This window comes from Acidobacteriota bacterium (genome assembly GCA_016208495.1).
Classification (GTDB): Bacteria; Acidobacteriota; Blastocatellia; order Chloracidobacteriales; family Chloracidobacteriaceae; genus JACQXX01.
This window is the reverse complement of record JACQXX010000099.1, coordinates 36,964-48,519: the sequence shown is the minus strand read 5'-3', so window position 1 is coordinate 48,519 and position 11,556 is coordinate 36,964. Positions and strand designations below refer to the sequence as shown.

Genomic DNA, 11,556 nt, shown 5'->3' with positions numbered 1-11,556 from the left:
TGGAAAGCTCAATCTACATTGCCCGGGCGCTGGAATTGCCGTTTGTGTCGGCCATTCCGGCGATGGTTTTGGATTCGAAAATTCTCAAATCCATGCGGTATGCGGTTCGAGGCACGATGCTGGCTACTCAGGAAGCCCTGGCGCACGGAATTGGCGTCAATCTGGCGGGTGGCTATCACCATGCGAGTCGCGGGAGGGGAGAGGGTTTTTGCATTTATGCCGACATTCCGATTGCGATTGCGGAGCTGCACCGCACTAAACAGTTGAGCCCGGAAGACAAAATCCTGATTCTTGACCTGGATGCCCATCAGGGAAATGGGATTGAACGCATTTGCAGACAACTGGCGTTTCAGAATGTGTTCATTTTTGATGTCTACAATGAAGACATCTACCCTGGCGATATCGAAGCCAAAAAGCGAATCAATTTTCATTTTCCGATCCAAACCAATACGGCTGATGGGGTCTATACCGGAATTGTGATGGAGTATCTGCCGCGAGTGCTCAAGGAACTGGGTTCGTGTTTAACACGTTGATGGCTGCGAATTTACCCTTTGTAATGACATTGAGCGGCGGCTACACCAAACAGAGTTATCATCTGGTGGCACGAAGTTTACGCTATCTCCTGGAACGAAACGGGATGGAGCCAGTCGTTGAGTAGGAGGCCAGCTCTAGCCTTTTATCCACCGCCGCCAGATTTCAAAATCTGGAATTTGGCGGGGATGTTTTTGACACATTGTTCAAAATTGAACAGCCTTTTCTATCATACGGATGCACTATCCCGGCACAAAACAGGTAGAGGTGTGTCAACTGATTGAACGTGTCTGATTGTCCGCTAACTCTTACCAGGGGGTGAGAGTCACACATTTTTAGAAGAAGTTACAACCGGATGCACGGAACACATTGGAAATAAAACCTTTATTCTTGAATAATTTCTGTAATTTCGACCTTCCCAGAATCAAAAAAATTTTTAAATCCAATAAGGCCAAAGATCATTTTGCATACCACCCGTTGGGTGTGGCGATTCACTGTAGGTTAAAGCTTCCTGGAGCGGAAATCTCAGGGTGACAAAGGGGGATGATATGAGCCTGCTGCAAAACTTGCAATCCGTGTACTTTGATACCCTGCGACTCGAAGAGTATTTAGACCGACTTCCCACGTTGATTGCGACGTGGCCGGTCAGGAACTCAACCAATGGCCGGCAAACCGTGACCACCTTTGCCGTGGTTCGTCAAAACTGGGCAAATCCCATGTGCCGCCGACTTCATCAGGACCTGGAAATTCTGAGGAAAAACCTGGTGTTCCTCGAAATTGACCTGTTGCGGGAAATCGAACGACTTGATCCCGATGAAATTTCAGAGGGATTGGAACCACACCTGTTCATCCTCCAAAAAGAAGTTTCCAGCCTGCATACACTCATTGACCAGATTGAAATCTGCCTGCCACTCCTGGAAGAAATCCAGGCCAATGAGCCTCCGGCTTTTATTCATCACAACAATATCAAGCTCCGACGAAGTCTCAGTCAGTTGGAGAAAATTGTATGTTCGGTTTATGGAAGCCGTTGAAGGCAACCTGCCCCGGCACCAATTTATACCATTTTGGGCTGAGGGTATCGGGCTAAGGGCTAAGGGAAATACAATTTTTTCAATAGTTTAGCCTCGCTGGAATAAGAGGACTTCATTCCAAAATGGTATTACATAAGAAAGGAGCGGCGTGAGGCAAGAGGTTTCCCGCCGATACATCTGCTATGAAAGCGCTGTTGATCTATCCCGAATTCCCTGACACGTACTGGAGTTTTCGCCATGCACTCCCCTTTGAAAGAAAACGAGCTGCCTTTCCACCGCTTGGCTTGTTGACCATTTCATCAATGTTGCCTCCATCCTGGGAACGCCGGCTGGTTGATTTAAATGTCCAATCATTAAAGGTTGCCGACCTGAAATGGGCCGATGTCGTTCTGGCCAGTGCCATGCTGGTGCAAAAAGATGCGTTGCGGCGCGTGGTTGGCCAGTGCAAGGCATTGGGCAAGCGGGTTGTGGTCGGAGGGCCGTACATTACCACCAGCACCGAGGACCTGCCCCAGGCGGACCACCTGGTTCTGGGTGAAGCCGAATCCATTATGCCGGAACTGGTGCGTGACCTTGAGCGCGGAGACGCCCGGCGACTCTATCAGGCAACGGAACGCCCGGCACTTTCGACGGCGCCCATTCCTGATTTCGGATTGGCCAACCTCAACCGCTATAGCGCCATGTCGGTTCAGTATTCGCGTGGCTGCCCGTTTCAATGCGAGTTTTGCGACATCATTGAGATTTATGGCCGCATTCCGCGAACCAAAAGCAACGACCAGATTCTGGCTGAATTTGATGCGCTCAGAGATGTCGGCTGGACCGGAACCGTCTTTGTCGTGGATGACAACTTTATTGGCAACAAACGCAACGTCAAGAAACTCGTCCCGGCACTCGCGGAGTGGCAAGCTCGCCACAACTATCCGTTTGAACTCATTACCGAGGCAAGCGTCAATCTGGCCGAAGATGATGACTTGCTGGATGGAATGCGCCGGGCGGGGTTCCGCCGGGTCTTCCTGGGGATTGAAACGCCAGTGGAAGCCAGCCTGAAAGAAGCCCACAAAGGCCAGAACCTCCGCCGGAGCCTGCTTGACTCGGTCAACAAAATCCAGAGTTATGGGATGGAAGTCATGGCCGGGTTTATCGTCGGGTTTGACAATGATCCAGTGGATATTTTTGAGCGCCAAATTCAGTTTATCCGTGAAAGTGCCATCCCGCTGGCAATGGTTGGGTTGCTCAATGCCCTGCCGGAAACGCAACTCTGGCGACGGCTCAAACAGGAAGGTCGGTTGTTGATGGAAAGCACCGGCGATAATACGAGCTATGCGCTCAACTTTATGCCGAAGATGGACCCGACTCGACTGATTGAAGGATACAAGTCCATTATGGCCACCATTTACCAGCCGGGCGAATACTACAGCCGCGCTCTGGATTGTCTCAAACGTGTACCACTCAACGAACCCAGACTCCAGACTGATTTTTTCAAGGATTTTGCCGCATTTACCAGAGTCGTCTTCAAGCTTGGGGTCCGTGAAAACGAGCGCTGGGCATTCTGGCAGTACTTTTATCACGTCTTTACCGAGCATCGCGAAAAACTGCCCCAGGCGATGCGGCTGGCGGCAATGGGCTATCATTTTCGGAAATTGACGGAAGGTTCTCTGTAGCGGGAAAGGCGTCGTCAGGAATGTAACTGAAGGCTTGAAAAACTCCGTTGCGGAAAGGTCGCCTGGGGTTGACAGTTCCCACCCGGATAGGCAAAACCCGACCTTTCCACAACGGAATTACAACTAACCTGGTCCATCTGCTCAGGAATAATTCCTACGGCTTGGGGAAAAAAATACGTGATAGATCACCAGAAGCACCAGTGCTCCCAGGATTGACACAATCCATCCGGCAGCTTCTCCAGGTTTGTAGAATCCAATCATCCGTCCAATGAAACTGCCCATAAACATGCCCGCAATTCCCAGCAGGATCGTCATAATGAATCCACCTGGATCCCGACCCGGCATCAGGAGCTTGGCAAGTACTCCGATAATCAAACCAGATAAAATCAATGTAATAAAGTTCATAGGGTGTCTGCCTTGCCTGGCTGAACCATTTGCAATGATCAGCCAACTATTTTTCAGCAAATCCCGGGCTGTCTTTCCAATCTGTACGAACTGAGTACTTTAATGTGTCCCGTGACCATGAACTTCGCGTCAAGGCCACGGGAAACTCCCCAGGCTAATCGGTCATTACACTCAACCCGAGAAGTGCTGTGAATGTTCATGGCTCCAACCCTAAACCTTTCCAGGGTACGATTCTGTACAATAGCGAACCCTTTTCACCCGCCTTGCCGGACCTGACGTGGCAGCTTTTCCTCAACCTTGTAGGCTGTACTTGTATCGTTCCCAAGGATGGACTATATACAAAGGTGAAAAAACCACCTCGTGATTTTAGGCTGAGAAAAACAGAAGAAATTCACTGTGTAACACAGTGGTAAAGACTCGCCAGTCAGGCTCAAATCAGCATCCGGCAATACGATGCCGCCCACGCGCACGCAAGTCCACCGTCACTGACCCAGCAGGCACTGGAGGAAGCAATGATGACCAGACACGTTCCGATTCAAGTCTGTGCCTTCTGCACAGCCCTCTCTTTCATTTTATTGGTCGTCGCGACGACTGGGGCACAAACATCTGTCCGCGAACCCGAAACATTTCTGGAAAAGTACATCCATCTTTCAAAAGCCGAACTGGCCAAAATGAAACGTGGAGAAGTCGTTTCCAAGCTGGTGGCTCCGACCAATAAGCGTGAGCTGGCCGTGTTTGGCGTTGTTCGACTTGATGTTCCAAAAGATTATTTTGTGAAAAAAGTGCGCGACATTGTCGAGTACAAAAAGAATGAAAGTATTCTTCAAATCGGGAAATTCTCTGACCCGCCACGTCTTGACGACCTCGCCGGGTTGACCGTTGACGCCAGTGACATTGCGGACCTGAAAAAATGCCGGGTTGGCGATTGTGACCTCAGATTTCCGGCTGCGGAAATCGAACGGTTCCAGCGAGAAATTGACTGGTCTCGGCGAGATGTTGGAAACCAGGTAACGAAACTCACTCGCGAAATTCTGCTAAAGTACGTCACCGCGTACCTTTCCGGCGGCTATCAGGCACTGGCTGAGTATCACGACCAAAAGCATGCCCTGAGCCTGGCCGAAGAGTTTCACTCGCTCATCGCTGCCTCACCCTATCTTGCCGAATATGCGCCGGAGTTCCAGACATACCTTGAAAAGTACCCAGCCGGCCAGCTTGAGAATGTGGAAAATCTTATTTACTGGTCCAAGGAATCATTTGGGCTCAAACCCGTGATCAGCCTCACGCATATGACCATCTTGACCGTCAAACGCCAGGGCGCCACGCACGTGATCATCAGTTCCAAGCAACTCTATGCCAGCCACTATTTTGACTCGTCGCTTGCCTTGACCGTATTTGTCGAGGAACTGGGCGGAGGGAATCAACCCTTGTCCTACCTGATTTATCTCAACCGCTCGCGAACCAACCAGCTCCGGGGCCTGTTTAGCGGCCTGCGGCGATCAATTGTGGAAGGGAAAATGCTGACCGGTGTCAGGCAGAATCTGCTGTCAACCAAAGAAAAACTGGAGACCAGATATCGCCAATCAGCCGATTCCGGTGCACATCGCTCTCAAAAATAACCTTTCAAAAACTTCATCGGTGTCAGCAATTCAGTCAGCCTCCTCAGGTAAAGTGTATGATTTGCATACAAAACCACCTTCCCAGTATCCAGAGAATCTCTCCTTTTTTCCCCGCTTCAGTCTGACGTCTACTCGCTGTAAATCATTAAAATTATTGTATTTAAATTGGATTCACCTGAGGAATAATAGTTTATTCCGAGGACTGTCATTTGCTGGCACGTGGATTGCCCTAAGATAAGTTATCTCAGACAATCAAATGGGAACCCCCCGAGGCGTTTTACTATTGAAGACCCGCTGAGCAAAACGAAGAATATTGGAATGAAGCAATCGGATTAGAAAAACAGTCAAGTTATTCATTTAAATAAACTTAGCAAGCTACTGACTGCTGGCTACTGATTACAAACTGGTATTACTTTTTTGTCATCCACGGCATAAACCACACATTGACCTCACGAAGGGAAACAGTGACATGAAATCCAAATTGCTGCCGACATTTATCCTGGCCTCAAGCTTAACCCTTTTTGGGTGTACCAGTCAGGAAATTGATGATTCGACTTTAACCACCACCGTCAAAAGCAAGTTACTGGTCAATGCCGATACCAGTGCGTTAAAAATTGGAGTGCAAACCACCAATGGCGTGGTCACTCTGAGCGGAACGGTTCCGACCTTAACGGAAAAAACCAGAGCTGAAGAAGTGGCTTCAAAAACCGATCATGTGAAACGGGTGATCAACAGTATTACCATTGATTCCGAGTCAATCGGTGCCACCAATGCCGATGAAAAACTTGGGAATGCGATTGAACACATTGCCGATACAACATCGGAACTGGTTCAACCCGTTGATTCAACCAATGACCAGACGATCTCGAATAAAATTAAGGCGCACCTGGTGGTCGCCGGCGGGGTCGGAATCGAAGTACAGGTGGTCGCCGGCAATGTCATTCTCACGGGAGAGATCCCCAATACCAGTGAGAAGGCAAAGGCCGAAGCGTTTTCAAGAACGGTAGAAGGCGTGAAAAGCGTTCAAAACCGGCTCGTAACAAAGAAAATATAAACCAATCCAACCCGGCTTCACCGCTTTGGATACAGTTGTATCATCATCATTTCAAATAAAGAGGAGAACCCAATGGCATACACCGCACCCATCACAACCACTAATGGAACTTCAATGGTTACCGGATTTTTCCGGGATCACGATCACGCCCGGCACGCCATGGACATCCTGGCCCGGCTTGATTACACCGCCAAAGATATCAACATCATGACGACGCATGGAGTAAGCAATCTGAGCAAGACCAATACCCTGGCCAATTCCAGCCGTTACACGTTGGGCAATAAAGCGTTGGAAGGGGCTGGCCTGGGCGGGGCAATCGGCGGCGCCACTGGGGCCATCGTGGCCGCGATTTTAACGGTTGGCACGATGGTGATGCTCCCCGGCACCGGCGTCATTATCGCCGGACCTGTCGTGGCGGCCTTTGCTGGGGCTGGGGCGGGTGGTTTGATCGGAGGCTTGATTGGATTGGCCGTCGGGGCCCGAATTCCACGAGACCTGGTCAATACCAATAACCAGAATGCCAATCCAGGTGGTATCTTAATGAGTGTGATGCCGCACTCCGCTGCCGATAAAGAATTGATCGAGCGCGAGCTGGTGGCGGCAGGAAGCGACCTCGTCCACCGATAAACCTCGACGTTCAGATGGCGGGCATCCGTTTCCAAAACCACGGATGCCAGCTTCAGAGACATTTCAGATGTATTGAAATTTCCTTTGACCTTTGTATATTGGTAGTCAAACATTTGTCCGGTCGTTATTTTCCTGAGGGATTCAGTTGCTGTCTCTCGCTCAGTTTACCTCTAAAGAGGGCACACGTATGATTCAAGAAAATCCTTATACCATCCGGTTCAAGCAACAAATGCAGGAATCGCTCCAGGATGAAACCCTTCACACCCGCTCAATCAAAGTGAAAAAAAATAGTCATATTTACACCTGCGGCGACAATGACGAAATGGTGTATTTTATCGTCAGTGGACAGGTCAAGTTGTTGATGGTTTCACCGGAAGGAAAAGAATGCCTTCTGGCGATCCATACCACCGGAGATATTTTCGGGGAGTTGAGCCTTTCTGGGGTCGGTCACCGGTTGGAAACGGCAACCGCCATGGGGATAACCATCCTTAAACAAATTCCAAGCACGCAGTTTCTGGCCCGCTTAGGCCGGGATTCACTCGGCGAGGGTTTTATCCGCTACCTGGCAGCCCGGATTGCCGACCAGCAGCAGATGATCGCCAATCTGGTCACCGTGGACAGCGAACAACGATTAGGAAAGACCCTCCTCCAACTGGCTCGTACACTTGGAAAAAAAGACCCGCGCAGCATCCGGATTGAACTTAAAATTTCGCACGAAGAGTTGTCGGAAATGGTTGGGACAACTCGACCCAGGGTCAGTGTTTTTATGCAGCGATTTAAAAATATGGGCCTGATCGAACTCAACGCCGACCATTTTCTTGTTATCAAGGAAGATAAACTCACCTCCTATCTGGAATCACTCGCCTGACAACAGGAAAGACACAGTGACAAGGGGACAAGGGGACAAGGGGACAAGGGGAAAGGATAAGGATTTCAGGCCCGGAGGGTCGTCGTGTAATAGCCGTGGTGCGCAGCCCACGGATTTCAGGCCCGGAGGGTCGTCGTGTAATAGCCGTGGTGCGCAGCCCACGGTCTTATCGGATGACCAGGTGACAAAGAACAGTTCATCCCCCAATATTTTGGTACAGTAAATTTATTTCACAATGGTATTACAATTGCCCTGACTGGGCAAAGTACAGTCGCTCTCCACTATTGGACCGCACAGTACCAGAAACTTCATTTCCGTAAATACGCATTACTGTGGAAGTTCCATCGTAGCGGCAAATACAACAAAAACTGAGGAACCTATGAAACGTTTTACAATTACCCTGATTATTCTTTGTTTCGGCCTTGCAGCACTGATGTTTTCATCCAGCGCCCAGGCTGATACGTGGAATAAGAAAACTGTATTGACCTTCAGTCAGCCAATCGAGGTTCCGGGCGGCATTATCCTGCCTGCCGGCACCTATGTTTTTTTGCTGATGGACTCACAATCTGACCGTCACATCGTTCAGATTTTCAATGAAGATCAGAACCATCTCTTTGCAACGATTCTGGCCATCCCCAATTACCGGTTAGAGTCAACCGATAAAACGGTCATCACCTTTGGGGAACGAGCGGCTGGCGCACCCGAAGCCATCCGCGCCTGGTTTTACCCCGGCGCCAATTGGGGTGAAGAGTTTGTGTATCCCAAGACCAGGGCGTATGAGTTAGCCAGGGTAACCCGTCAGCCAGTGCTGGCGATGCCCGTCGAACTGGAGCCTGTTATCAAGGCCGACGCCAAATCTGAAACTGACGAACCCATCGTCGCCCTGCGAACGGCGCCGCTCAAATCAGTCCAGCCGACCGGTGAAGAAACTGAGTATGTGGTCGAAAAACGCGATACCCAGGTCGCTTCAACTATTGACACTGGCGAATCAACCAATCGCTTACCTCAAACCGCCAGTCAGTTGCCACTCTTTGCCCTGATTGGCTTCCTGTCACTCGGTGCCGGCTTTGGATTGCTCCTGGCGGCCAAACGCTTTGGCGTCTGACGTTAACTTGCTCACCTTATGATGAGGAAACTCTGGGAATTCATCCGATTTGGTTGAATCACCAGAGTTTCTCTGAGACAGAGGAAAATTATGAAATCAACGGCTGTACTCGGAATGGTACTGGTGCTGGCGGGTGTTCTGTTCCTTGTCTTTCAAGGGTTTAGCTATACCCGTCAAGAAAAAATACTGGATGTTGGACCAATTCATGCCACTCGGGAAACCCAGAAACGGGTGGCGCTTTCACCCATACTCGGAGGACTGGTGCTGGTGAGTGGTGTTTTTTTGCTGTTGTTTGGGACCAGGCAATCCCAGGGGGAAGCAGTGAAGCAGAAAATAGTCAAATAGTTCAATCAAATAAACTGAGTGAACGACTGACGGCGGATGACTGACTGCAGACTGGTAGACTCAATGGTGAGCCGTGTTTTTTCGGTATCAGCGTATGAAACTAATCAAATTGGAAACCTTGAACCAGTGTCTGATCGTGCTTTTTTTCGTGATGTTTATCCCAAGCTTTGCCAAACCAAAGCCCGATAAACCGGTGCCACCCACACCATCCAAACTGGTGAAAGCACCGCAGGAGGATCCGGACGCCATCGAGATCAATACTGATCTGGTCGTTGTGCATGCGAGCGTGCAAAATGACAAAAAGGCGTTTATTTCGGGGCTTGAAAAAGAAAATTTTCAGGTATTTGAGGACGGAATCCTGCAACAAATTGATACATTTCACCATGAAGATGTTTCGGTGACCGTCGGGCTGGTGGTTGACAATAGTGGCAGTATGCGCACCCGGCGAACCGAAGTCATCGCCGCCGGCCTGGCGTTTGCCCGCTCTAGCAACCCCCGTGATCAGATTTTTGTGGTCAACTTTAACGAGCGGGTTTCATTTGGGCTTCCGCCGGACACTCCGTTCACAGACAACGTGGTCAAGTTAGAAACGGCCCTTTCCAAAAATGTAACCAACGGCATGACGGCACTCTATGACGGGCTGGCGGTTGCGTTTGAACATTTGAAGAAAGGAAATCGGGAGAAACAAGTCCTGATTGCCATCAGCGATGGCGGTGACAATGCCAGCACCCATACCCTGGCTCACATCCTGGCGCTGGCTGGAAAGTCCGAAGTGATCATTTACACCATTAGCATCTATGACGAAAGCGACAAAGATCGAAACGCGAAGGTGCTGAAAGAACTTGCCAGAGCCACAGGCGGCGAGGCATTTCTGGCCAAATCAGTCAAAGAGGCCCTCCCGATTTGTGAACGCATCGCCCGTGATATTCGCAACCAGTACAGCCTGACCTATGCCCCGACCAATTTGAAGTATGACGGGACGTACCGGGCCATTCAGGTGAAGGTCAATGTACCTGGAAACGAACATCTCTCGGTCCGAACGCGGGCCGGATACTCAGCCCCTTTAAAACCATAACCTTTTTCCACCCGGAGCACCCACGACGATGTTTGGAATTCAATGGATGATGATCCATCTGCCACGACTGGGATGGATTCTGAAATGGGGCCGGAATATCTGCCTGGTGATGGGGACACTGATACTCAGTTATGTCAGCCTGGTGATGTTCTCAGCCTGGATCTATCAAACTGAAGAATCCCAGCGGTTTGACGAAGCACTCAGTCGCCGGAAAGAATCTCCAGCCACGGTTGCCCCGCCGGTACTGCCAGTGGGTTTACCGCCGGTTTCGCCGCCAGCGATGCCACCAGCGAAGGTGCCTTCTGTGACACCGACCGTTCCGAAAATACCCGTCACACGCGTTGCGGAAGGTTCGGTCATTGGTCGAATGGAAGTCACCCGGATTGGTTTGAAAGTTATGATTTTGGAAGGGATTACCGAACGTACCCTCCAAAGAGCGGTTGGGCACTTTCCAAAGACGCCCTTGCCGGGTCAGCCCGGCAACATCGCGCTTGCCGGCCACCGCAACACATTTTTCAGCAGCCTGCGCCATATTCGGTTGGATGATGAAATCCAACTGACGACCCTGACGGGGACTTATTCGTATAAGGTGAACTCCACCAAAGTGGTCACCCCAGATGCCATTGAAGTGCTCAATAATGATGGCAGCGATGTTTTGACGCTGGTGACGTGTTATCCCTTTAACTATATTGGGCCTGCCCCCACCAGATTTATTGTTCGGGCACAAAAGGTTCGCTGATGAAGCGTGGGGATTCCGGTTCCAGAGTTTGTGGTCTATCTTCATTTCCAAACAGAGAATGACTGTTTGAGGGACAGCTATTCTCTGTTTGACGGTTGAAGCTCAAATAAATGGGCCGAAGGCAGTAAAAAATGTGACTCGGATACGAGTATTCACTTTTCGTTTCAAGACGATCCGCTGAACCTTGTTCTGAAAAGCTCTCGCCTTGTGGTGTCCACAGTGTACCGAAACAGTACACTCGGGCTGGTTGACCTCCTCCCGCTGTATGAGTTGCACACACGCCTGAGTTCCAGTTTATTTTACAGGATTGACTATTGCCAGATTCCTCATTGAGATTCGATTATACCATTTTGCAATGGAATGATCGTATGAGAGAACAGCCAAGTAATTCAATCAAATAAACTTAGTGAACTACTGACTACTGACTACTGACTACTGACTGGTATTACATACACTCCAGATTCTCCTTCCTTCCAGGTACGGCACGACGATTGCTCAA

At 49.9% G+C, this 11,556-nt stretch carries 13 protein-coding genes; 12 read left to right on the top strand and 1 reads right to left on the bottom strand.

Going from position 1 to position 11,556, the window contains the following annotated elements:
- The 4 genes from HY774_20345 to HY774_20330 all read left to right on the top strand — a co-directional run.
- Positions 1-533: histone deacetylase (locus HY774_20345; GenBank protein ID MBI4750835.1), on the top strand; the 533-nt coding region annotated here is incomplete at its 5' end.
- Complete coding sequence (locus tag HY774_20340; protein ID MBI4750834.1) at positions 518-658, top strand: hypothetical protein; 141 nt, start codon at positions 518-520, stop codon at positions 656-658. The genes HY774_20345 and HY774_20340, both read left to right, overlap by 16 nt.
- Positions 659-1,079: 421 nt before the next feature.
- On the top strand, positions 1,080-1,562 hold the full coding sequence (locus tag HY774_20335; GenBank protein ID MBI4750833.1) for a hypothetical protein: 483 nt from the start codon (positions 1,080-1,082) through the stop codon (positions 1,560-1,562).
- A 182-nt stretch (positions 1,563-1,744) separates the two neighbouring features.
- Positions 1,745-3,223 (top strand): B12-binding domain-containing radical SAM protein, encoded by a 1,479-nt coding sequence (locus HY774_20330; protein ID MBI4750832.1) that lies wholly within the window; start codon positions 1,745-1,747, stop codon positions 3,221-3,223.
- Between the two features lie 141 nt (positions 3,224-3,364).
- Here HY774_20330 and HY774_20325 read toward each other — a convergent pair whose 3' ends face one another.
- Positions 3,365-3,628 carry a GlsB/YeaQ/YmgE family stress response membrane protein gene (locus HY774_20325; protein ID MBI4750831.1) on the bottom strand — a complete coding sequence of 88 codons (264 nt, stop codon included), beginning with the start codon at positions 3,626-3,628 and terminating at the stop codon, positions 3,365-3,367.
- 512 nt (positions 3,629-4,140) lie between these two features.
- On the opposite strand from HY774_20325, the gene HY774_20320 reads away from it, so the two are divergent.
- The 8 genes from HY774_20320 to HY774_20285 all read left to right on the top strand — a co-directional run bounded on the left by HY774_20320 (position 4,141) and on the right by HY774_20285 (position 11,057).
- Positions 4,141-5,244 (top strand): hypothetical protein, encoded by a 1,104-nt coding sequence (locus HY774_20320; GenBank protein MBI4750830.1) that lies wholly within the window; start codon positions 4,141-4,143, stop codon positions 5,242-5,244.
- 469 nt (positions 5,245-5,713) lie between these two features.
- Entirely contained in the window at positions 5,714-6,298 is a 585-nt protein-coding gene (locus HY774_20315; GenBank protein MBI4750829.1) for a BON domain-containing protein, read from the top strand.
- 72 nt (positions 6,299-6,370) lie between these two features.
- Positions 6,371-6,925: a hypothetical protein gene (locus HY774_20310; protein MBI4750828.1), complete on the top strand. Its 555-nt coding sequence runs from the start codon at positions 6,371-6,373 to the stop codon at positions 6,923-6,925.
- Positions 6,926-7,112: 187 nt separating this feature from the next.
- Positions 7,113-7,793 (top strand): Crp/Fnr family transcriptional regulator, encoded by a 681-nt coding sequence (locus tag HY774_20305; protein MBI4750827.1) that lies wholly within the window; start codon positions 7,113-7,115, stop codon positions 7,791-7,793.
- 379 nt (positions 7,794-8,172) lie between these two features.
- The gene (locus HY774_20300) at positions 8,173-8,898 is read left to right on the top strand and encodes an LPXTG cell wall anchor domain-containing protein (protein MBI4750826.1); all 726 of its coding nucleotides are present in this window, start codon (positions 8,173-8,175) and stop codon (positions 8,896-8,898) included.
- Positions 8,899-8,988: 90 nt separating this feature from the next.
- Complete coding sequence (locus HY774_20295; GenBank protein ID MBI4750825.1) at positions 8,989-9,243, top strand: DUF3185 domain-containing protein; 255 nt, start codon at positions 8,989-8,991, stop codon at positions 9,241-9,243.
- 94 nt (positions 9,244-9,337) lie between these two features.
- Complete coding sequence (locus HY774_20290) at positions 9,338-10,318, top strand: VWA domain-containing protein (GenBank protein ID MBI4750824.1); 981 nt, start codon at positions 9,338-9,340, stop codon at positions 10,316-10,318.
- Between the two features lie 28 nt (positions 10,319-10,346).
- Entirely contained in the window at positions 10,347-11,057 is a 711-nt protein-coding gene (locus tag HY774_20285) for a class D sortase (protein MBI4750823.1), read from the top strand.
- The last annotated feature ends 499 nt before the right edge of the window (positions 11,058-11,556 follow it).